The sequence below is a fragment of the Pseudomonas sp. RL_105y_Pfl2_101 genome, assembly GCF_963970585.1.
Taxonomy (GTDB): domain Bacteria; phylum Pseudomonadota; class Gammaproteobacteria; order Pseudomonadales; family Pseudomonadaceae; genus Aquipseudomonas.
The window spans coordinates 1-21,470 of the sequence record NZ_CAXAPG010000038.1 but is presented as its reverse complement, the minus strand read 5'-3'; the positions used below and the strand labels follow the sequence as shown (position 1 = coordinate 21,470).

The window sequence follows — 21,470 nt, the reverse complement described above, 5'->3', positions numbered from 1 at the left end:
GGGCCATGATTTCCATGCCCGACGACCTCCCCGATGATCCGGTTCTGCTCAAGCAAATGCTTGTGCAGATGCTCAGTGAGCGTCAGGTGGACAAAGACCAGATTGTTGATCTGAAAGAACAGATCCGGCTATGGCGTGAACGTTTTTTCGGGCGTAAATCAGAACAAACCGTCGATCCGCAGACGCCACAGCTCGCGCTCTTTAATGAACCTGAAAGTCTCGCTGTTCCGGTCTGCGACGAGTCTGACGAAGAAGCCGTTGTTCCTACCAAGCGCCGTGGCAAGCGCAAGCCGTTGTCGACTGACTTGCCGCGCATCGAAGTTATCCACGAACTTCCAGAGCACGAACTGACCTGCGCCTGCGGCTGTCGCAAACACGTCATTGGCGAAGAAACCAGCGAACAGCTGGAGATCGTGCCGATGCAGATCCGCGTACTCAAACACATCCGCAAAGTGTACGGTTGCCGCAGTTGTGAAACCGCGCCGGTCACCGCTGACAAACCCGCTCAGATAATCGAAAAGAGCATGGCCAGCCCCAGTGTGCTGGCGATGTTGTTGACCACCAAGTATGTCGATGGTCTGCCGCTGCATCGTTTTGAAAGTGTACTGAGTCGACACGGCGTCGATATTCCACGGCAAACCCTGGCGCGTTGGGTGATCCAGTGCAGTGAACACTTTCAGCCACTGCTGAACCTGATGCGTGATCGATTACTGGAAAGTCCGGTGATCCACTGCGACGAAACCCGCGTCCAGGTACTCAAGGAACCGGATCGAGACCCGACCAGCCAATCCTGGATGTGGGTGCAAGCCAGCGGCCCGCCAGAGCGGCCAGTGATCCTTTTTGACTACACCACCAGCCGAGCGCAGGAGGTGCCGTTGCGCCTGCTCGGCGACTATCGCGGCTACGTGATGACCGATGATTATGCGGGTTACAACGCATTGGCGTTGCAACCCGGAGTTGAGCGTTTGGCGTGTATGGTCCATGCGCGACGCAAGTTCGTCGAAGCGCAGAAGGTACAGCCCAAGGGCAAGACCGGTCGCGCCGATATCGTGCTGGCGATGATGAGCAAGTTGTATGGCATCGAACGCGAGCTCAAGGATGCCTGCGATGAACAGCGGTTTATCGGTCGGCAGGAGAGAAGCTTGCCGGTACTCGCCGAGTTGAAAAGTTGGCTGGAGAAAACACAGTCCCAAGTCACGCCGCAAAGTGTGCTGGGCAAGGCGGTGAATTACCTGGCGAACAACTGGAGCCGGTTGGAGCGCTATGTGGAGGCCGGCCATTTGCCGATCGATAACAACTTGGCGGAGCGTGCGATAAAGCCGTTTGTTATTGGGCGCAAGGCGTGGCTGTTCAGTGACACGCCTAAAGGCGCCACGGCCAGTGCGCAGATCTACAGTTTGGTCGAGACAGCCAAGGTCAACGGCCAAGAGCCCTATACGTGGCTGCGCCACGTACTGGAGCGATTGCCGCACGCCTCGTCAGTAGAAGATTACGAAGCGCTGCTGCCGTGGAACTGCTCGCCACAGATGCCACGGTAAACCGAGGTTACATCTTGTGGTAGGTGGGGTTTGTGGATCGCACTCGATCTTTTGTGCAAGCTCGGGACATCTACTGCGGGCGGCCTAGCGCCTAGGTGTTAGCGTGAATAAGTTGAGCTAAGTGTCTGTAATAACGCTCTGCGACTATAAAATCCTCACGGCTTCACCAGCTTCACTGAAGCGAAATGTTGAATGCATTGATTGATACGCCCTAAAAGAGGGTTGAAGCCGGAAAAATTTATCTTATGCTTGTTAGGCGCCACAACCTTGCTCGCAAAATACTCTTTGCCATACTCAGTGTCACTGTCAGTCTTATTTTGTTTATTAAATATTTTTCCTCCAAGTTTTGTGGCTCTGATTTTTTTTGTGAATAAGTCTTCAATTGAGCTCTGACTAGTCTTGCCTTTCAGTGGTGTAAGCACAATATAAAGATTGTGTACAACATGTATGAATTCTGCATTCCGAAAGTCGGTAATTGGTGAGGTGATAGGGAAAACTGTCGGATTGTACCTTTTGCCTTTTAAAGCACCTTCAATTTTTCCAAAACCATCGTCATTATCTAGAATGATAATAACAGGGTGAGTCGGTATGGGCGCTTTGTAAAATTTAAAGTGCTCATCATAATCTAATATAAACTCTTTTAAATATGGCGTTCCACCGTAAAGTTCAAGGAGGAATCTGGTTCGGTTAGTATAATTGATAAAGTGAACAAGGAGCTCGTATGGGGCGTTCCCGGACTTAGCCTTGGCCAAGCTTGGGAACGCAGCTGCACGCTTATTAATAGCAGCTTTCAGGTAGACGTTGTCTGTCTTCCCCTCGCATACAATAGTGGGCTTAGTATTGCCATAAAAATGCTTATAGAAAAGGAACCTACTGAACGTACGTTCTCTCCCATTTAGAAGTTTTCTAGTTTTCGATCCGTGCTTCGAGAACTCATACTCCGGATTCAAGAGCGGCTTGCTTCGCTTTCGATTAAAGAAATCGATCTGGTCTATAAAGCTTAACTTCCCCTCCAATACAAAAATATTACCAGCTTGTGGTGGGTTTGAACTATTCTCTAAAAATTTACCAGTTTGGAATAGCGTGTGGCACTGAGACTTAACGGTTCGCCAATATTCAGATTTGACTCCGGGTTTTTTGTTGACAACTAATCCTGTGACATCTTGGCGAGAATCTTTGTATTGAATTCTAGTTTTTGCAGGGTTAACACTAAAACCGGCGCGCTTGATTTCCGCTGCGAGCCTACTTCCAATAATGTACCCAGATGCTCGATCCGACGTTAAATTATTTGGGAACTCTTTTTTTCGCGTTGATAGGGTGATGTCGTCAGCATACCTAGTATAAGTGCATGAGTTATCCCGTGCCAACGATGCTAGCCTAATGTCAAGCGAATGGGTTATCAAATTTGTTATAACTGGAGAGCACGGGCTTCCTTGAGGCAGCTTGTTGTCGTAGCAAGCAATTTGAGCAATTACTGTCGCTACGGCTGGATCAAGCTGAAAGATCTTGTTTGATATGAAATAACCTCGAACCCTACCAAAATTAAACTGGTCAAAAAAATCCTTCAAGTCAATGTTTAAGACGTTTCTTTGGTTAAGATGCCTTATTGCATTTGTTAAGATTGATCGGTCACGCACAAAGCCATGGGAAAGAGTCGACTTAAATTTTGTTCCCTTTGAAGCATTTATTTCCTGAATGCAGTCTTGCAGTAAAGTGGAGAGAGCGCTCTGGATCGACTTCAGCTCATCGGACGGAGCATAGATAGTACGTACCCCACCACTTTTTTTCGGGATGGTGAAACTCTTGTATTGAGTTGTTGGTTTTAGCCTGTAAAGAATATTTGTCAGAAACGAAGCATCAATACCCATCAGCAATGCAAGGTCTGGCTTAGTCTTTGCTAGGCGCAAGGCACTGATCTTTTTCATGGATTGGCTTTTTTGATAAAGGAAAGGGGCTTACGGGCACTCCTACGCACTGTGCCAGGACCGTCAAGAAGCGACAAGTCACCACAAGGGCAATCCTTTCGGACAATTTTTTCACTGATCGCGATGCGCGATCCAAAATCTGCCCGTAAGCCGAGAGCGAGATTAACAAACTGTAGAATCCGAAATCAATCTTTGAAAAAGGTCCGATGTAGTCTGAAGATCAAGATTTTCACTGCCCACGTAAGCGGACTCTAGGGAGATGGCTGTACGTCCGCTTCTGGCCCATAGTGTGTAAAAAACGCTTCGCCAAAATTGAAGTGTGCGTATCTACGTCAAATCTGAAATTTATTGGCCCGTCGGCAGGTGTGGATCTCGTATTGGAGGGCGATTTCCAGTACGGTTTTGAGCACCTGTCGCGCCAAAAAAGTTTTACACAACCTCGGCCGAAAGCTGCCGTTTAAATCAATGTGCGGGTGGGACTGAACAGTTAGACCTGTCGGCTCAACCAATTACCTATAGAGCAGGCAGCGGAAGCCGGATAGGCTTCCACGTACATTAACTCCGGCGCTTCAATTGCTGATCGATGAGGCTCAGTTCCGCTTTGATCGCATTGGCGGTGAGGCTTTGCATTGCTGTGCTTTTCCCCCAGCGAGAGCCCATGATCTTTAGCAGGGCGCTCAGATGGGCTTTCCTTGCCTTCAGCGTTTCGGTACGACTGGGGCTGTTCTGCGTGGCAGTGTTCATAGTGCTGATCCTTGGGCAGTGTTTAAACAGCCCACACGCGTAGGCTGTTTCAGGTGGGGCAGGTCGTTACAAAGCCAGCACGTCTTGCACCTTGTACCGCACTGAGCGCTCCGACAGGTCACTCCAGGCCCAACTGCTGAAGTTCTCGCCTTGCTCTGGAACGTTGAGCTTGAGCAGCGCAACAGGATCTCGGTCGATCATTCGACGCGCCGCACAGAGTTGCCCGCCTACATCGAGCAATGCCTGAGCGGCCTCATTCCACTTCTCTTCGAGCACCGCGTTCGCGAGGTGCAGCGCCTTGTTCTCAATTTTTTGATGTTCTTGCTGCGCTTCAGAGATGTGCTGATCGATGGTGGTCAGCTCTTGTTCCAGAGCGCTGATCATCAGTTGCTGACGGCGGTTTTGTTCGGCTACCGTCGCGAGGTTTTTGGCGGCTTTTTGAGCATCAGCGTTAGCGGTCTTCTCGCCATCGGTGTCGCCCCACGCGACAGCCTGAGCGTAGGCAGTCGCCGCTTCTGTCTCGGCCTGACGTGCCTTCGCCATTTCGTCTGTGGCTTGCTGACGGATTTCATTCAGGCGGGTGCTGACACTCTGCCGCTTTTCGTTGAGCTCGTGCTCGTCGGCTTTCCACGTCGCCATGGCGTCGCGGTAGCCCGCCATCAGGGTTTCGTGATTGGCGATGTTTTCGCGTCGAACAATTTTTTGACTCAACCGATCAATTTCAAAGTCCAGTGAATCACATTTTCTTTTCCGGTCGGCGTACTGATCCTGCACGTCCCGCTCCCGGCCTCGCTGGATAGACTCGGGGGTGGCTAGAGCGGTCTCATAGTGCAAGAGTTCGGCTCGCAGGCGTTCCATTTCGGAAGTCAGTTGTTCACGGCGGTCTTTCAGTTTTTGGATGTCGTTCATTGTTTCGTCTCTGTGTAATTCGATTGGGTTGGGTTGAGCGGCTGGCGAGGCCGGGAATCAGCCGGCGCTACCTCGATTAGAGGGATGCCGTCAGGCAGCCCGAGCCTCGCTCTCATCCGTTCCCGGTATCGTCTTCACGATGTAGCAGCGTTGCGGGCCTAGACCGGGCAACCGGACCAAACTCGATGCCTTGCCGTCGCTACCAGGTTCCAGCACACCCCGGTGCAGCAACTCCTTGTTCACGGCGTTGATGTTCATGCCCCGAAATATCTCGGATCGCCATGCCTCGGGTAGTACGTAGTAGGTGTGGGTGGTGTGCATGGTGTCGCCCATGCCGTGCTCTAGCGTCTTGCGAAAGCCCAGACGGTCGATGGTGCGGGGCCCATGCTCATCGATCTTCGCGGCGGCGGTTTCCCAGCGGGTGAAGCGGCTTTCGCCAAAGCGCTCGATGATCTGGCGCAAGCGGGCCAAGATCGCATCGCCTTCAAGGTTTCCCGCGCCGCCACGCTCATTCAGCCACGCGCTCAGGCACACGCGTGCCGCTGTGGTCGCGGTCCCGTCGGGCCAGCCGGTGATGCCGAGCGCGGTGGCCAGCTCTCCGGCTGCTGCGGCCAAGCCAAAGCGTGCAGCGGCTCGGTGTGCCTGCCCGCTGGCTGAGGCGGGGAGGGCTTTGGCGACGAACGCTTCCAGAGTCCGGCGGAGGATGGTTGACCATCCGTGCATCTTGCCGGGCTCGCAAAGGGCCGCCAGGAACGCGGTGAGGGGCGTGCCGTAGTATTTGGCTACCCGAGCCTTCAGCGCGTCAGAAAGGGCCGCTGCGTCGTCGAAGCCACTCAATACATCGAACATGCCGAGGCCTTTACTGGCATCCGCTGGCACGGCCAGCATGCGAACTTCCATACCGGCTTTCAGCTCCTTGTTGGCTTCGGCCATGTGCTGCGCCAAAGTCTTCTCGCCGGTCGAGAGAAATAGTAGGCGCCACTCCTGCACCTGTCGGCCCGCTTGTCCTCGATCATTGGCGCGAGCTTTGCCGGTGCCGTTGCCCAGCATGTACACCGTTTCACCGATAATGCGCGGGTCACACATGCCGATTTCATCGAGCACCAGGAGCCCGTCCGAGTGCGCGGCGGCGATGGATTCCAGGGCGTTATCTGTCGAGCGCCAGGAACGCACTACACGCGGCCCGCCATAGATCGAGGCGGCCACTTGCAGGTGGGTGGTCTTGCCACCGGAGCTGTCGCCATAGAGGTGAAACCCGCCTGATTCGTGACCGAGCATATTCAACAGCGGTCCCGCAAAGGCCACGCTGACGACGAACGCTAGACGATGGTTACCAATGCACAGTGCGCCGATTTGCTCTTGCCATTGGTCCAGTGTGCCGGACTCGCTGATCGGTGGGAGTTGTGCCCCAGCCTCATAGAAGTGCAGGTGTTCGTCATGCGAACCGATCTGCCGTTCGGGCAACAGGAAGGCATTCCCATGCCAGCCCAGCCGAGTGACCAGACGAGCCCGTTGCGCGCTGTCAAAGCCCTGCAAATAGCTTTGCAGGTCGTTGCGTGCGTTGCGTCCTGAGCGGCTGCCCGCTAGACGTAGACCCATGTCCACAAGGGGGCCAAGTACATCCTTGCCAAAGTCGCCGGTCATGGTGCGGGCTGGAATGTTCCAGCGTTTTTTCTGGCCGTCCGGGTCGTCGAACTCGACCAGCAAGCCCCAGTTATGCCCCTTGTCGTCACGGGTACGTGCAAGGATTTCCAGAGGCGAGCACACAGGCCGTGCTTCGCCGTCGTCGCCAGAATAAAACACGCCTTCTGGCGTCAGGCGAAAACCACCGGGCAGCAGGTCATTTTTTGATTTGGTGGGCCGCTTGGTTTTGGGCTGCGCCTTTGTTTCGACTTCTCCGGCCGGAGCGGGGGTAGGTGCCGAGCCGAGCAGCTCGCCAGTGCGCTCCAGCTCTGCGAGGTGGGCCGATGTCCAGCCCTTGGCGAGTGCGTCGGCTGCATCATCGCCATCGTCCCATTGACCACCTTTGGCAAAGGTCGGTTTGCCATTCTTGAGCGTGGGCTTGCGTTTGAAGACGTCCAGGGCGATTGCTTGCACTGAGGCGGCGCCGATGTCACGCAGCTTTTCCGCGACGGCCTCCATGCAGCTCTGACCGCTGGAGTCATTGTCCGGCCACAACAAGACCGCCCGCCCTTTGAGCGGTGTCAGGTCGGCCTTGTGCCAAGAGTTGGAACCGTTCGGCCAGCAGGTCGCCACGTAGCCCTGCATCAGCTTGGCGGCAGCGTCGGCGGCTTTCTCGCCTTCGCACAGTACGACCGGCGCATCGAGCCGTTGCGACAATTCGTCCAGGTGCAGAAGAGGGCGCGGATCGGGCAGACCTTGCCAACGCCATTGAGTGGTTTGGCCGTCGGCGCGTTGGCACCAGGTCAACGGTGCAAAGACTTTCCTTGGCTTGCCGTCTTCGTCCGGCCCAAGGTCGAAGCGATAAAGCGCCATGAGGGGCTGGCCTTGGGCATCGCGATAGATCCATACCTTGGAGGGCGCGCCGTGTTGCCGGTGCTTGGCGGGGCACTTGTTCATGGCCTCGACCGGGATCGGCTGAATGGCAATCCATTCCGGTGCTTTGCTTTTACTCGTTGTTGGCTTGGACCGTGCGGCGCCTGCCGATACGTGCAGCAGGTCCGCCAGCTTGTTGCAGGCTTCCACGTCCGTGCCGCCGTCGAGGTATCGCACCAGGTCGATCAGGTCGCCGCCTTTGTCACCGGTGGCAAAGTCTGCCCAGGTGCCTTTGTTCAAGTTGACCTTGAGCGACCCGGCACGTTTGTCCGTACGCGTCGGATTGGGGGCGGTGTATTCCTTGCCGCCATCGACCCGTTTGCCGTTGGGCAGCCAGTGAGACAGCACGCGATCAATGTCCTTGAGTGCGGCGCTTTTCACGTCGGCGAAGCTGGGGCGTTTTGTTGGGGTGTTCATGCGCTGGGTCATTTATCGGCCCCCGGCATAAACATGGCATCGTTCACGTCATCGATCAGAGCTTTTGCCATTTCGCCGAGGTAAAGCGCGCACCAGCTATAGCGTTCGCCTTTATCGCTCATGGCGGCATCAAGGGAGAGTTGATTGGCGTAGTGCTGAAGGAGCGAAACCGTTTCGAGCGCGCCCTCAATAGGAATGCCCGCATTCACCCGAAACAAGCCCTTGCCGGAGGTTTTATTGAAAAACGACGCTCGGCCTAGTGTGGTGTGAGCGCTCATACGGCACCGCCTTTCTGATCCATCGGAACAGACGTGGTGTCACCGTGCAGGGTCAGGGTTTTGATCAGTCCCAGGGTGCCCCGGACATCCCAAATAACAGCGGCCAGGACGTGATTGGCTAGGCGTGGTCTGTCGCTTTCGCTTTCGAAATGGTCCTCAAGCAACATCAGTACGGACTCTGCGCGGTTGATAGCGCAGGTGATTGCATCAACCGGGACACCCTTTTCGATGTCTTTGCTGACGCAGAGCAGGTCTTCAGGCAAGGCGAAGCTGAGGGAGGAGTTCATTGGGCACCGCCTGCGGCTTCGAGAGCGCGAGCTTTGACCATATGGGCGTTGTAGCGGGCAAGACGAGTAGCGAGGCTGGAGTTGGCGTGAAGAGCGGCGAGAGCCATTGCACGGTGTGCAGCGGCGCGAATTTTGGACGGATTGAGGGCGTGGTGCATTTGTGAAGGCTCCTTTTGCTGAGGAGCTGCCACCGCTTGCGGCCAAGCAAGGAAAGGTGACAGCTGTACGCGGGTTGGCCGACCGGGGCAAAAGGGACCCGGCACACCCGAAGGTGTCCCACGCACAGCCGCCATAACACGATACGACGGGCACAAAAAAAGCGCCTGCTATCGGATGGAGGGCGCTTGTGCGCCTTTTGCAATTCGGACGGCCAAGTCCGGTCGCTGATTTTGCAGCGACGCCCAGAGAGTAACGTCCGTTTTTCGAAAGTGCAACCATGGGGGTGTCTTGCGGATTTTTCGGGTGTGGCATAAATTGTTCGGGCATGTAGATTTACCTCAACGCCTCCGGATCGCCCCCGGAGGCGTTTTCGTTTCAGGCATGAAAGTCGAAGCGTAGGGAAAGCAGGGGCAGGAAGCCGCCTTGGAGCATCGAGCGGGCATCCTCATAGGCTTCTGCTTGCTGGCCCTCGTCGACAATCACCGCCCCGGTCTTCTCGCAGTGGAGGGAGAGCGCACACCAGGTGCCGTCGGCCCAACTGAGCACGCTGACCACACGACCTTGTTTGTCCTGCTGGCTGCGGTAGCGCTCCAGGCGTTGCATGAGGCGAGGCGAAAAGCCGATCTGGCGAAGAATGGAAAACGGGTACATCAGGGCTTTGTTGGCGATCTTGCGGCTCATGCGGCCACCTGATCACGGGCAGCGATGCGTGCTCGTGTCCATGCTTGAACTTCTGCCAAAACCCATGCAACCGGAGCGCTTCGGGCGTTGCTGTTGCTGAGCTTCACCGGCATTGGGAATCCACTGTCCGGTTGGCGCATGAGCTTGTAGATGGTCGGGCGTGCGAGCCCTACGATTGAAATGACCTCTGGCATTCTGATGAGAATCGATGCTGGGTCATGAGAAGCGATGGTTTTTGATGCGGTATTCATAGCGAGCTTAACCTGAGTGAAATGAGACAACAGGCCATACGCTACGTAGGGGAGGGGGAACGGACAGTGTCCGCTCCCCTTTTTTTCACTTGAGGGGTCTTAGACCCAGAATGGTCAGATGGTCTCTGATGGTTTTTTTGGTTCCATGAACGTTCTGGTCGAAAAGCAGATTGGTTAGCTCTGCATCGCTCAGACTGCGCTTTTCAATCAAGCGGCCATTAATGATTTTTTCGGCTGCTGCCTTGATATTTGCGCGCCTATACATCGTGTCCGATTGTATTTTTGAGTCAGGGTCTCGGTTTCCCTTACCGGCCTCATGACCTCGCTTTGATGCCTTTGCCGAGAAAGCCTCGTCGAGCATTCGGTGCATCAGGCTGGATGCGTTGAAGCCAGTCTTGAATACGTCGATGTTTTCCGCTTGCCTATACAGTACTGCCATCGATAGGGTCTGTTTGGCTTCACCCAGCAATTCAGCGAATCGCTCTCGCGCTTTGATTTCGGTTCCACTGCGGCGGTATCGTTCTTTTTCGACCAGGTCTAGATATTGGGGGGGCGAGTCATTTCTCAGCTGCTCTAGCAGTTCTGCATCGATGTCGTAGGTCGCAAGTTCAAGTTCAAACAACCAGTTTCCGAGTACCTCTACAGCTTCGGTGCCAAGCACGAGAGCAAAGGCCGCTGCCAGTTGCGAGTCTGTAGCTTGATGGTTGAAGCCAGGGAGATGTCGAATGACATTTGGCAGTGAGGCTGCTCCCGCGAAGCTTGCATGGTCATCGATGACGTCACGTAGCTCAAAGATCGTTGTTGTGACTGGCTCAGCACACAGCGCATAGGAGCCATCCTCAAGCCAGAATGAAGTAGCGTCGTCGATAAGGTCGAATGCTTGTCGGAAGTGCTCGCTGAACTGGCGATAGAGAGCCAATTCGCGAACGGCACGTTCGACGTCGTCCATGTCCTGGATTAAGCACTTTACATCGATCCCTGCAATTTCCAGCTCCTCTATTCCAGTGCTTGATTCAATGTGCATGTTGGGCACCCCGTCGCCCCGGAGCTGGGAGGCAGTTGCAGCGATGCGCATATGAAAACGGCACCGCCCGCAGGGCTGAGCGAGGCGGATTTTCGTTACACGACTTGGTGTCGTTACACTCGGTGTATCGTTGAGGTGGTCGCGGTGTAACTCGAAAAAAACACAATAAATTCAATTGGTTGGTGTCGTCCGTTACACGTGTCACACGCGTTACACCGGTTTTAGAGGTGGGCTGGGTATTCGTACTCATACAGCCTTTCCAAATTGGCCTTGCACGACATTGCCTATCTCTAGGGCATCAAGGTGATCTGCATACCACTGCATCATTTTCACGCGTTGCTCGAGGTACTGAGCTTTGTTGTAAATGCCTCGGACACCCTGTGCCTTGTGACTGAGTTGGGCCTCGATATGGTCAGCGGGGTAACCATGCTCATTGAGGATGGTGCTGGCGATGTGGCGGAAGCCATGACCGGTCTGGCGGCCTTCGTAACCAAGACGCCTGAGTGCCATGAGAAACACGGTGTCGCTTCGGGGTTTGGTGCGGTCGCTTCTACCTGGAAACAGGAGAGGGTATGCACCGGTAAGTTGCCGAAGCTCCAATAGAGCATCTACGGCTTGAGTGCATAGCGGCACCAGATGTTCGCGGCCTTTTTTACGTCCCTTACGTTCGACAGGCACTGTCCACAGTTTTTTGTCGAAGTCGAACTCCAACCAATGAGCTTCGCGAAGTTCGCTGGGACGGACTGCCATCAGGGTCAACAGCCGCAGGCCAAGCTGAACATCTTTGGCATGCGGATAGGAACGTATCGCTCTGAGTAACTGAGGAAGCTCGTCAGGTGAGACATGAGCGTAGTTCTCTGCCTTTCCCGATGACAGAAACTTATGCACGCCCTCCAAGGGATTGTTAACGGCTCTGCCAGTTACGCGAGCTAAGTCATAGATATCTTTGCAGTAAGCCCTCACGCGACTCATCTGTTCCAAAATCCCCTGGCGCTCAAGTCCTCTCAATAGCTCCATCCACTCCATAGACATGATCGAGGTATAGGGACGTTTACCGAGCGAGGGGAACACGTGGCGTTCGAGTGCGCCGAGTATCCTTTTGGCAGTCCCAGCATCCCAGCCGCTGAGGCGAGACGTATGCCATTCCCTGGCTAGCGATTCGAAGGTGTCATTGGCTGCGTCAATGTCAGCCGCCTGACGAGCCTTCTTGGAGATGATTGGGTTCTTGCCCTCTGAGGCGTCAGCTCGCAGCTCTGCCGCTTTCTGCCGAGCGAAGGCGCCGCTTACTTCTGGATAGCCGCCGAGACCTAGCCAAGACCATTTGCCGTCCGGTTTCTTGTAGCGTAATTCCCAAGATTTCTGGCCGTTTGGTTTGACCCTGAAATACAGCCCAGGGCTGTCTAGTTCGCGGTATGCCCCGGCCTCAGGCTCCAGGCTGGAAAGTGTTGTATCAGCGAGAGGGCGTCGCTTGATATCGGCGCGTTTCATCCGTGTATGCCTCCAGTTCAATTAGTTCTGAAGCATACACGTGGGCATACACGGTGGGGAAGGATAGGGGTAGATAGAGGTGGACAGCCAGAAACAAGAAAGCCCGCACTAGGCGGGCTTCTTGAGGTGATTCATAGACTGCTGTAGACATCTATGGATCGGTACTTGGTGGCTACACAGGGACTTGAACCCCGGACCCCAGCATTATGAATGCTATGCTCTAACCAACTGAGCTATGTAGCCAAGTGGCGCGCATTATTCGCCGGTAACGAAGATGTGTCAAGCGTAAATCTGAAATATTTCTCTGCGCTTTCAACCGCTTAACAATCCTCGCTGTAAATCGCTATCAACCGAGCTGAAATCTCCCCGTATTGGCACTCAAGGCCTGGCTTCCCTGGCTCAGGGTATCCGCCGCCACGTTCACGGCCCTCGCGCCTTCAAGCAAGCGCATCGCTGCCTGGTCGACCTGCTGGATATTGCCGCTGACCTCGTCGGCGGTGCTGGCTTGTTCATCCACGGCGGTGGCGATTTGCGCCAGGGTGTCGGTGACGCTTTGCACCGCGCTGGCAATTTCACCCAGCCGTTCGCCAAGGCCGGTGACTGCTTGGGCGTCGGTCTGGGCCTGGCCGCAGGCAGCTTCCATCAGGCTGACAGCTTCGTTGACCGTGGCGCGCAGGCTGTCGACGGTGGCGGCAATCTGTTGCGTAGAGGATTGGGTGCGTTGCGACAGGCTGCGCACCTCGTCGGCCACCACCGCGAAACCACGGCCCTGTTCCCCGGCGCGAGCGGCTTCGATGGCGGCATTGAGGGCCAGAAGATTGGTCTGCTCGGCCACGCCACGAATGGTATCGACCACCAGTTGGATCTGTTGCCCCTGTTCGCTGACTCGCCCCAATGCGGCGGCGGTTTCGTTGAGACGCTGGTTAAGCTGCTGGATGCTTGCCGTGGTGCGTTGGCTATCGCGGCTGCTGTCGGTGGCGATGCGGCGGGTCTGCTGGGCGCTATCGGAGGCCTGTTCACAACTCTTCGCCACACCCTGGGACGTGGCGGCCAGTTGCGTTGCGGCGGCAGCGATCTGGCTGATCTGTATCTGCTGGGCCTCGACTTCTCCCAGAGCGCCGCTGGAGTGGGTATTGAGGGTGCGCACGGCATTGCTCAGCTGCAATGTCTCGTGGTCCACCCCCAGCAAGCTGTTGCGCAACTGCACCACGGCGACGTTGAGGGCGGTGCTGATGGCCGCCAGTTCATCGCGCCCTTGCACCGGCACTTGCAGGCTGAGATTGCCGTCGCGCAGGGCTTCGGCCAGCAGGGTGATACCGCTGGCGCTGCGCCGGATCGACGCTTGCAGGCAAACAAAAAGATACAGCGCCGCCAGCAGCAGGCAGCCCAGTACCGCCGCTACCAGGGTGAACTGGCGAATCGCCGAACCGTGGTAGTGGTCCAGCCGCGTATCCAGTGCCACCAGTGACTGTTGCCGCAGGGTCGCCAGGTCGGCGAGGAGGGCGTCGATGTGTTTCTCGAAGTCTTCGGGCTTGAGGTTGATGGAACCGCCGAACACGCCGTCATCCAACACTTTCAGGCCAGCATCCAAGTGCTTGAGGCTGCCCTGGTATTGTCCGGCCCAGGTTTGCAGATCGCTGGGCAGGCGGGTTTCCAGCAGCGCTCCGGTCTTGACCAGTTGGTCCCGGGCGTCACCGATTCGGCTGCGCAGGTCTCGCAGTTGCAGGCGACTCTGCAACGTGAATTGGCCTGATACCACGGAAGCCTGTCCAACGCTGGCCAGGCGCCCGACCCGTTCGATCAGGTCTGGCGTCTGCTGGGTGGAAATCTGCGTCAGCAAATACGTCTCTAGCCAGGAGGCGAGGGTCAGGCGGTTGTCCATGACCATCTGCTCGCGCAAGGCTTGCAGGGCGCTGAGGGCGGCGGTGAAGCGGTCGTAGCCATCCGGCCACCAGCCCACGCTGCCAAGGCTTTTCGAATCCAGACCGTTGAGGCTGGTTTGCAGGGCTTGATAGCGGGTGAGGGTATCGGCTTCGGCCCCTTCGGTTTGCAGGGTGTTGCCTAGGTCACTGGCGGCCTGGGTGAGGGCCGGTTGCACTGCGTCGTACGTTGCCATGGCGGCCAGCGTCGCGGGTGTCGGCTGCCGATTGGTTTCGGTGGCACGCCAGCGGGCGGCGCGGTTGCGCTGGGCGGTGAGCAGATTGTCCAGGTTATCCAGGGCCAGCAATTGGCGCACCCCAGCGCGTTCCCCGGAAATCAGGCTGAGTTTGTCGCGATAGTCCTGGCCGATGAGCCACAGGCTGCCCATGAGCGGCAGGATAAAAAGCAGGAACAGCAATTGGAATTTGCGGGCGAAGCCGAAACGCCCCAACAACCTGATTCCCGGTGATAAAAAAGCCTGCATGCCCATACTCCCCTGAGCACCCTTGCACTATTTTTGTGCGTTTTCTACACAAGTGCCGAAACAGGTGCCCTTTTAAAAGGCCTCGAAAGTTTGTCCAAATCGGCTCGGTAGGCCTGCTCTGTAGCGAAACTTCCCATTCTCGGTCCCCTTCGTAAGGAGCCGCGTTGTAGGCCATTAACAAGGCAAGATTCAGACCATGGCGTTGCGCTATCACCTTGGATTTCGACAATTTTTCGAGGTCGATAGCTAGCTAAGGGAATAGCCGTGCCGCACCGAAAAATGGCACATTGACGCACCTGCCTGTGTGCACCCTCTGTCTTATGGAAACTCCCATGGCTATCAGCAATACCCAGGCCGAGATCCCAGTCGTTGCCGCCACTGCGCAAAGCAGCCCGTTGGTCATGCGGATCATTGGCGCCGTGGCGCTGGCGCACCTGATCAACGACTTGATCCAGGCCGTGCTGCCCTCGATTTATCCAATGCTCAAGGACAGCTATGGCCTGACATTCACCCAGGTTGGCCTGATCACCCTGACGTTCCAGTTGACCGCCTCTTTGTTGCAGCCTTGGGTCGGTTATCACACCGACCGTCATCCCAAGCCCTGGCTGCTGCCGGCCGGGACGGTGTGCACGCTGATCGGCATTGTGATGATGTCCATGGTCGGCAGTTTTGCCTTGATCCTGTTGGCGGCGGCATTGATCGGCATCGGCTCGTCGACCTTTCACCCGGAAGCGTCGCGGGTGGCGCGATTGGCCTCGGGCGGCCGCTACGGGCTGGCGCAATCGACGTTCCAGGTGGGCGGTAACGCCGGTTCAGCCTTCGGCCCGCTGCTGGCGGCGGCGATCATCATTCCCTATGGGCAAGGCAATGTGGCCTGGTTCGGGGTATTCGCCCTGTTTGCGTTGTTCGTGCTGTACCGCATCAGCCGTTGGTACGCCAACCACCTGAACCTGTTCAACCTCAAGCAAGGCCAGGCGGCCACCCATGGCCTATCCAAAGGTCGGGTCTTGAGTGCGCTGGTGGTGCTGGGGCTGCTGGTGTTTTCCAAGTACTTCTACATGGCCAGTTTCACCAGCTACTTCACGTTCTACCTGATCGAAAAGTTCGACCTGTCGGTGGCCTCTTCGCAGTTGCACCTGTTCCTGTTTCTCGGGGCAGTGGCGGCGGGGACCTTCTTCGGCGGACCGATTGGCGACAGGATAGGGCGCAAGGCGGTGATCTGGTTCTCGATCCTCGGCGTGGCACCGTTCACCCTGATCCTGCCTCATGTCGACCTGTTGTGGACCAGCATCCTCAGCGTGGTCATCGGTTTCATCCTGGCCTCGGCGTTCTCGGCCATCGTGGTGTATGCCCAGGAACTGGTACCGGGCAATGTCGGGATGATCGCCGGCGTGTTCTTCGGGCTGATGTTCGGTTTCGGCGGGATTGGCGCCGCCCTGCTGGGGCACCTGGCGGACATCCGTGGCATCGTGTATGTGTACTGGTTGTGCTCGTTCCTGCCGTTGTTCGGGGTGTTGGCGATTTTCTTGCCGAGGACTCGAAAGGCTTGAGGTGAGAAGCATTCATGTAGCTGAGTCACTGCCTTCGCAAGCGGGCTCGCTCCCACATGGGGTTGTGGGTATTCAGGCATCCAGGCCCCGAAACGAAGTCCCAGCATGCCAGCAGCAACGGGCTGTTTGAAGTCGTTGCGGCGCGAGGGGGCGTAGACCCGGATGCCCAGATGGCTCGGCGTACCCAGTGTCCTGTATCACCAATACTGTTCCTTTCTGACGGCGTCTGTTGCCGTCATGCTGCGTTGCCACTCCTCGCCATCGCGGTCTATGACTCGTCGCGGCGCCTTGCCTGACGGCAACAGCCTCTCGTCAAAAAGAAACGTATTTGTACAGTACGCGATGGCCGCCAGCGTATTGAGGTCCTTCGGTCTGTGCCGTACGTGGATTAAGTTTCAAGTTGAAATATTGTGACGCTTGAATCGCTACTTGATGAGTACATTGTAGTCGCGACTAAAGTACTGGTTTGTATAAGTCTTAAGTGGGTGTTTGTATAAAGGTTGGTCGTGTTAACTTGCTGTTGTGGTTAATGGTTAGAAAGGAATCTGCAGCATTATTCAAAGGTGACCCCTGTGGTGACTGAAAAAGCAGGCTTTCACATTCTTTCCAGCTATCGCCCTTATTGTCCTGGACATAAGGCCCTCGGTTCTTGGTTTGATGACCTCTTCTGCGCTGCGGGTGGACAGGGGTTGTGCGCACCGCCTGCCATATTGAAGTTCTTATAAAGAGCTGTATCGCCAAGTTGTTCCAAGGTGTTTGCCTTGTGGGCGGCGTTGCGGCCGTGATCGATTGTTATTGCCGTGTCGTGTGCACGTTAGAGGCTGCCGTCTTTGAGGTTGGCCATAAAATAGAATCAGGCGGGGAATGATATGAAGTTCAAGTCATTGCAGGCACGCATTTGTGTCACGGCAGGCGTATGCCTGTTTGTTTCATCCATCAGCCTGATTGTCTACGGGCTCTTCAGCGCCCGGGCCAACGAGCAATATGTCTCGACCGAGGTCAGCGCCCTGGTTGAAAAATCAACGATCCGGGAAATTCAGAACCTGGCCGAATCCCGGGCCAACGCCATCCAGGCCAAGTTGCAGAATGCGCTGGATGCGGCTCGCACGATGGCCAATGCCTTTGCCGCCAGCAAGGCCTCGCAAAGCCCTCTGGTATTGGGCCGTGAACAGATCAACAGCGTCTTGCTCAGCGTTCTCAAGGATAACCCCGACTTCAACGGCACCTATTCCTGCTGGGAACCGAATGCGTTGGATGGGCAGGATCCGGCGTTCCGCAATGCAGAGGATGGCAATAACCCGCTGACCGGGCGCTTCACGCCTTACTGGACGCGTAGCGCCGATGGCCATGTCGCGGTGCAGCCATTGGTCGAGTATGACTCTCCGGACCGTCACCCCAACGGTGTGCCCAAGGGCGGCTGGTACAGCGGCCCGCGCGACTCCCTGAAGGAAAGCGTGCTGGACCCCATTCCTTATGTGGTCCAGGGGAAAAACGTCTGGCTGACCACTTTGTCGGTGCCTATCGTGTCCAATGGCAAGTTCTACGGTGTGGTCGGGGCTGACTTCGATATCGCGTTTATCCAGAAGCTCAGCGAGCAAATGTCTGCCGATCTCTATGGCGGCAAAGGCACGGTTTCGATTTTGAGTAACCAGGGCTTGGTGGTCGCGGACAGCCAGCGGACCGACCTGATTGGCCAGCCGATCAAGGCCTTGTTGCCTGGTTCCTGGGAAAAAGTGCTCAGTGATATCCAGGGCGGTCGGGGTGATGGCCTGCTCAATGTGCAAACACAGACCATCGAAGTGCTGATGCCCATTGCGCTCGGTCGCACGGGCAAACCCTGGGCGGTGTTGATTCGCCTGCCCAAGGCAGTGGTCATGAGCCAGGCCATCGCCCTGGAGCAGGAGCTGCAGGCGCGAAGCCTCAACAACAGCATCTGGCAGGTGTCGGTAGGGTTGGTCATTTCGTTGTTGGCCCTGGCTGCCCTGTGGTATGCCGCGGCAAAAATCGTTGGGCCGATTCGCGAAGCCGCCGCCTTGGCCGCCACCATCAGCCTGGGAGATTTCTCTCGTCGCCTGGTGCAGAAATCCGAGGATGAAGTCGGGCAGCTATCTGCCGCCCTCAACGACATGTCCGAAAGCCTGCAGCGGCAGGTGCGGGTGGCCGAGCGCATTTCCGAAGGTGATCTGGACCTGGAGGTCCGGTTGTCTTCGCCCCACGACACCCTCGGAAAGTCATTGGAGAAGATGGTCAGCAACCTGAACCAGCTGATTTCCGAGGTTCAGATCAGCGCCACCCAGATCACCGGCAGCTCGGCGCAGGTCACCGACTTGAGTCAGTCACTCTCCGACGGGGCCTCCAATTCCGCCTCGTCCATCACCGAAATCAGCGCGGTGATGACGCAAATGGCTGCCCAGACCCGGGACAATGCCGCCAACGCCAAGAAAGCCGACGAGCAATCCCAGGCCTCGCGAGCCGATGCCGGGGAAAGCGACAAATTGATGTGCGAACTGATTGCCGCCATGGCCGAAATCGATAACTCGGGCAAGGACATCACTGCGATCATCACCACCATCGACAACATCGCCGCACAAACCAACCTGCTGGCCTTGAACGCGGCCATCGAAGCCGCCCGGGCCGGTGAGCTTGGGCGCGGTTTTGCCGTGGTGGCCGATGAAGTGCGCAGCCTGGCGGCCCGCAGCGCCGAGGCCGCCCAGCAGACCGCTGCACTGATCGCCGATTCCTCAAGCAAGACCCAGCGCGGCATGATCATCGCGGGCCGGACCGCCGAGTCGCTGAAGAACATCGTCACTGGAACCGGCGCGGTGTCCAGCCTGGTCTCGCTGATCTACCAGGCCTCCAGCGAGCAGGCTTCAGGCTTGCAACAGGCCAGCATCGGACTTGAGCAGATCGACGAAGTGACGCAGAAAAACCAATCGAACTCGCAAGAGTGCGCAGTGGCGGCCAAGGACCTTTCGGAGCGTGCATCGCTGATGCAGCGGGTGTTGGGGCGCTTCAAGATCAAAAGAGGCTAATGGATGTTCGTGGCGAGGGAGCAGGTTCCCTCGCCACGACGATCACAAACTTCAAATGAACTGTATTACGACATAGCAGGCTTTTTGTTATCCTCGCCGCCTTCTTTCATGGACGAATACCGGGACAAGCCATGGCTAACGACACCCCGTCACGCATCGGGACGATACTGCTGGGCCTGCTTTTTGGCCTGATTGGCATTGGCTTGTTGGGCATTGCCGTCAATCTCACTCTCGACCGACGCGACTTCCTTGCCCGGGCACAGACCACCGATGGCATCGTCAGCCACTTGAATGCCGGTGGTTCGCATCCTGAGATCGCCTTCACCACCGTCAGCGGCGAAAAGATTTCCTACCCCCAGGGCGGCTTTATCTTCGGTTATCAGAAGGACCAGCCGGTGCGGGTGCATTACCTGCCCGAGCAGCCGGCTGGCAGTGCCATCGTCGATGCCCCAGCGGCACTCTGGGGGACCTCCGGGGTGCTGGGTTTTATTGGCCTGGTGTTCACCCTTGTCGGCCTGCTAAAAGCCATCCGCCAACGCGGCCGCGGTGCGGCTCATTCACATAAAGGACTTTGAACGTATGAGCTACAACATCCCACTCCCGGTCAATGAAAGTCGCTGGCAGTACCAGACCGCCAGCGGCGGTGGCCTGACCGTCGTCATGGTGGCAGGCAGCGGCGGCTCGATTACCCTGCGCTCACCCCAAGGCGAAGACGTCAGCTACCGCTATGGCGGCGTCGGCGTGGGGATCGGCTTTGGCGCACGGTTGCCGCGCTTCGGCAAGATCAATATCCAGATCAAGGGTAAGAGCGTAGCCGGAGTGGGGGCGGCGGAGGCTTTTCCCAGCACTGGCAAGGTGTTTGTCAGCGACGCCATGGCCAACCGTGACCTGACCAGTGACGACATCACCGGCCCTTGCATGTACACCGAAGTGGGTGTGGGCCTGGTGGTCGGCGGTTCGGCCACGGCCCTGCTGTTCGGGCTCGATCCCAAGTTGCTGGCGTTGTCGGTGGCCCTGAGCTCCAACCCGGCAACCTCGATCATCGCCTCGACCACGGTCAACCGGCAACTGGCGCGCTCGGCCAAGGGCGCGGTGGTCATGGCCGGAGTGAATGCGGGTGTGCAGGCCGGTGGTGGTGCGGCGATCTACATGGGTTATCTGTTCTAGTCAGCTTGTGCGAGCGGATAAGAATCTTAGCATCTAAAATCTGTGGGAATGAGTGTGTTCCCGCAGGGAGTTGCGCCCATAAAAACTCGCATGTGCCGAAAGCATAATGAAAATATTAGTCATTGCTTCGCTAGGTTTTTTATCGCTCATTCATGCAGCACCATCCTTTGCGGATAATGCCAATGGTAAAAATCTCTATTTACAGAGATGTGCCATGTGTCACGGGGCAGGTATCAAGGGAACAGGGCCGTTGGCTCATAAAAGCAATCCTCCTACACCTGATCTTACAACTGCCGTTTTCAAGAAACGACTGAGTGATTATCCAGGTGTCATTGTGTCGTCGATAATACTTCGACCCAATGGGGATTTGATTCCGAGGACCTTGCGAGAGAATGGTGTAAAGCTATCGCCGTATCCTTGGAGTGTTAAGGATTTTCGCGATTTGAATCAGTATATGGGGGGTGTGATTTCAAAGAGCCGATGATCTCTTGAGTGCGATAGAAGCGGTTTGGGAGGGGGGTATATCCGTTTCTGCGGTAACGATCGCTTAGGGTTCCGCCCTGACGGCGGGTCACTTTCGAAGAGCCCGGAAGCCGGCCCAGTCGAAAGTAACCAAAGCGCTTTTGCCCCACCACTCGGCACCTTGCTTAGGCTCGGTGTGCCCTCACTCCGGCATTGCTCCGTGGGCCCGCCGCGAAGGGCCATCCATGGCCCAGCGCGGCTATCCCGGCATCCATACCGGGATGCCCACTGCGCAATGCCTGCGTTCGGCCAGCGTGGTTAACGGGGCGCCCGAGATCAAAAGCCAAAGCAAAACAAAGCAAAAGCGCGGCACATCCAGCATTTATGTAGCTGCACCACCGCTATCGCGAGCAAGCTCGCTCCCACATTCAATCTCCAGTGAACAAAAAATTTATGTTCAACACTAAACCACTGTGGGAGATTCTATGGTGCAGGGCTACCCCTTAAATGCCCTTCGGTAAGTATTCGCTCTGGTTCTTCAGCAGGGCGAATACTACTCGGGCAAGCTTGCGGGCCAGTGCCACTAATGCTTCGGTTG

General features: G+C 56.5%; 17 protein-coding genes, 1 tRNA gene and 1 pseudogene. 7 read left to right on the top strand and 12 right to left on the bottom strand.

The window, feature by feature from the left end; genetic code table 11:
* The first annotated feature begins 5 nt into the window (after window positions 1-5).
* Window positions 6-1,538 (top strand): IS66 family transposase, encoded by a 1,533-nt coding sequence (gene tnpC, locus AACY31_RS25605; RefSeq protein ID WP_339505290.1) that lies wholly within the window; start codon window positions 6-8, stop codon window positions 1,536-1,538.
* A 155-nt stretch (window positions 1,539-1,693) separates the two neighbouring features.
* On the opposite strand, the gene AACY31_RS25600 is transcribed toward tnpC, so the two are convergent.
* The 12 genes from AACY31_RS25600 to AACY31_RS25545 all read right to left on the bottom strand — a co-directional run bounded on the left by AACY31_RS25600 (window position 1,694) and on the right by AACY31_RS25545 (window position 14,661).
* Entirely contained in the window at window positions 1,694-3,463 is a 1,770-nt protein-coding gene (locus tag AACY31_RS25600) for a retron Ec67 family RNA-directed DNA polymerase/endonuclease (protein ID WP_339505288.1), read from the bottom strand.
* Between the two features lie 555 nt (window positions 3,464-4,018).
* Complete coding sequence (locus AACY31_RS25595) at window positions 4,019-4,207, bottom strand: hypothetical protein (RefSeq protein WP_339482733.1); 189 nt, start codon at window positions 4,205-4,207, stop codon at window positions 4,019-4,021.
* Window positions 4,208-4,273: 66 nt separating this feature from the next.
* Entirely contained in the window at window positions 4,274-5,116 is an 843-nt protein-coding gene (locus tag AACY31_RS25590; protein WP_339505287.1) for a chromosome segregation protein SMC, read from the bottom strand.
* 90 nt (window positions 5,117-5,206) lie between these two features.
* The gene (locus AACY31_RS25585) at window positions 5,207-8,101 is read right to left on the bottom strand and encodes a DUF927 domain-containing protein (protein ID WP_339505286.1); all 2,895 of its coding nucleotides are present in this window, start codon (window positions 8,099-8,101) and stop codon (window positions 5,207-5,209) included.
* Window positions 8,098-8,367: a DUF3077 domain-containing protein gene (locus tag AACY31_RS25580; protein ID WP_339505285.1), complete on the bottom strand. Its 270-nt coding sequence runs from the start codon at window positions 8,365-8,367 to the stop codon at window positions 8,098-8,100. Before AACY31_RS25580 ends, AACY31_RS25585 begins: the two co-directional genes overlap by 4 nt.
* Window positions 8,364-8,654 carry a hypothetical protein gene (locus AACY31_RS25575; RefSeq protein ID WP_010457912.1) on the bottom strand — a complete coding sequence of 97 codons (291 nt, stop codon included), beginning with the start codon at window positions 8,652-8,654 and terminating at the stop codon, window positions 8,364-8,366. The genes AACY31_RS25580 and AACY31_RS25575 overlap by 4 nt, the downstream gene beginning before the upstream one ends.
* A gap of 534 nt (window positions 8,655-9,188) precedes the next feature.
* A complete protein-coding gene (locus tag AACY31_RS25570) occupies window positions 9,189-9,494 on the bottom strand; it encodes a hypothetical protein (RefSeq protein ID WP_053191855.1) in 306 nt (101 codons plus the stop codon).
* Window positions 9,491-9,745 (bottom strand): helix-turn-helix transcriptional regulator, encoded by a 255-nt coding sequence (locus tag AACY31_RS25565; RefSeq protein WP_280944724.1) that lies wholly within the window; start codon window positions 9,743-9,745, stop codon window positions 9,491-9,493. The genes AACY31_RS25570 and AACY31_RS25565 overlap by 4 nt, the downstream gene beginning before the upstream one ends.
* Before the next feature lie 85 nt (window positions 9,746-9,830).
* Window positions 9,831-10,769, bottom strand: coding sequence for a hypothetical protein (locus AACY31_RS25560; RefSeq protein WP_339505283.1), 939 nt, complete (start codon window positions 10,767-10,769; stop codon window positions 9,831-9,833).
* Window positions 10,770-11,015: 246 nt separating this feature from the next.
* Window positions 11,016-12,257 carry a tyrosine-type recombinase/integrase gene (locus tag AACY31_RS25555; protein ID WP_339505282.1) on the bottom strand — a complete coding sequence of 414 codons (1,242 nt, stop codon included), beginning with the start codon at window positions 12,255-12,257 and terminating at the stop codon, window positions 11,016-11,018.
* Between the two features lie 166 nt (window positions 12,258-12,423).
* Window positions 12,424-12,500: transfer RNA gene (locus tag AACY31_RS25550), tRNA-Met, on the bottom strand.
* 103 nt (window positions 12,501-12,603) lie between these two features.
* The gene (locus tag AACY31_RS25545; RefSeq protein WP_339505281.1) at window positions 12,604-14,661 is read right to left on the bottom strand and encodes a methyl-accepting chemotaxis protein; all 2,058 of its coding nucleotides are present in this window, start codon (window positions 14,659-14,661) and stop codon (window positions 12,604-12,606) included.
* 332 nt (window positions 14,662-14,993) lie between these two features.
* On the opposite strand from AACY31_RS25545, the gene AACY31_RS25540 reads away from it, so the two are divergent.
* The 6 genes and pseudogenes from AACY31_RS25540 to AACY31_RS25520 all read left to right on the top strand — a co-directional run bounded on the left by AACY31_RS25540 (window position 14,994) and on the right by AACY31_RS25520 (window position 20,894).
* Entirely contained in the window at window positions 14,994-16,211 is a 1,218-nt protein-coding gene (locus AACY31_RS25540; protein WP_339477721.1) for an MFS transporter, read from the top strand.
* A gap of 869 nt (window positions 16,212-17,080) precedes the next feature.
* Window positions 17,081-18,343: pseudogene (locus AACY31_RS29075) on the top strand (PDC sensor domain-containing protein); the annotation flags it as partial.
* The gene (locus AACY31_RS29070) at window positions 18,338-19,243 is read left to right on the top strand and encodes a methyl-accepting chemotaxis protein (RefSeq protein WP_445261578.1); all 906 of its coding nucleotides are present in this window, start codon (window positions 18,338-18,340) and stop codon (window positions 19,241-19,243) included. The pseudogene AACY31_RS29075 and the gene AACY31_RS29070, both read left to right, overlap by 6 nt.
* A 131-nt stretch (window positions 19,244-19,374) precedes the next feature.
* Window positions 19,375-19,818: a DUF3592 domain-containing protein gene (locus AACY31_RS25530; protein WP_339505279.1), complete on the top strand. Its 444-nt coding sequence runs from the start codon at window positions 19,375-19,377 to the stop codon at window positions 19,816-19,818.
* A gap of 4 nt (window positions 19,819-19,822) precedes the next feature.
* A complete protein-coding gene (locus AACY31_RS25525; RefSeq protein ID WP_339477727.1) occupies window positions 19,823-20,410 on the top strand; it encodes a hypothetical protein in 588 nt (195 codons plus the stop codon).
* Between the two features lie 106 nt (window positions 20,411-20,516).
* The gene (locus AACY31_RS25520; protein ID WP_339477730.1) at window positions 20,517-20,894 is read left to right on the top strand and encodes a cytochrome c; all 378 of its coding nucleotides are present in this window, start codon (window positions 20,517-20,519) and stop codon (window positions 20,892-20,894) included.
* Window positions 20,895-21,470: the final 576 nt, after the last annotated feature.

Coding starts and splice junctions, on each gene's coding strand:
- tnpC (WP_339505290.1), top strand. CDS start 6: ATGATTTCCATGCCCGACGACCTCCCCGATGATCCGGTTCTGCTCAAG.
- AACY31_RS25600 (WP_339505288.1), bottom strand. CDS start 3,463: ATGAAAAAGATCAGTGCCTTGCGCCTAGCAAAGACTAAGCCAGACCTT.
- AACY31_RS25595 (WP_339482733.1), bottom strand. CDS start 4,207: ATGAACACTGCCACGCAGAACAGCCCCAGTCGTACCGAAACGCTGAAG.
- AACY31_RS25590 (WP_339505287.1), bottom strand. CDS start 5,116: ATGAACGACATCCAAAAACTGAAAGACCGCCGTGAACAACTGACTTCC.
- AACY31_RS25585 (WP_339505286.1), bottom strand. CDS start 8,101: ATGACCCAGCGCATGAACACCCCAACAAAACGCCCCAGCTTCGCCGAC.
- AACY31_RS25580 (WP_339505285.1), bottom strand. CDS start 8,367: ATGAGCGCTCACACCACACTAGGCCGAGCGTCGTTTTTCAATAAAACC.
- AACY31_RS25575 (WP_010457912.1), bottom strand. CDS start 8,654: ATGAACTCCTCCCTCAGCTTCGCCTTGCCTGAAGACCTGCTCTGCGTC.
- AACY31_RS25570 (WP_053191855.1), bottom strand. CDS start 9,494: ATGAGCCGCAAGATCGCCAACAAAGCCCTGATGTACCCGTTTTCCATT.
- AACY31_RS25565 (WP_280944724.1), bottom strand. CDS start 9,745: ATGAATACCGCATCAAAAACCATCGCTTCTCATGACCCAGCATCGATT.
- AACY31_RS25560 (WP_339505283.1), bottom strand. CDS start 10,769: ATGCACATTGAATCAAGCACTGGAATAGAGGAGCTGGAAATTGCAGGG.
- AACY31_RS25555 (WP_339505282.1), bottom strand. CDS start 12,257: ATGAAACGCGCCGATATCAAGCGACGCCCTCTCGCTGATACAACACTT.
- AACY31_RS25545 (WP_339505281.1), bottom strand. CDS start 14,661: ATGCAGGCTTTTTTATCACCGGGAATCAGGTTGTTGGGGCGTTTCGGC.
- AACY31_RS25540 (WP_339477721.1), top strand. CDS start 14,994: ATGGCTATCAGCAATACCCAGGCCGAGATCCCAGTCGTTGCCGCCACT.
- AACY31_RS29070 (WP_445261578.1), top strand. CDS start 18,338: ATGTCCGAAAGCCTGCAGCGGCAGGTGCGGGTGGCCGAGCGCATTTCC.
- AACY31_RS25530 (WP_339505279.1), top strand. CDS start 19,375: ATGGCTAACGACACCCCGTCACGCATCGGGACGATACTGCTGGGCCTG.
- AACY31_RS25525 (WP_339477727.1), top strand. CDS start 19,823: ATGAGCTACAACATCCCACTCCCGGTCAATGAAAGTCGCTGGCAGTAC.
- AACY31_RS25520 (WP_339477730.1), top strand. CDS start 20,517: ATGAAAATATTAGTCATTGCTTCGCTAGGTTTTTTATCGCTCATTCAT.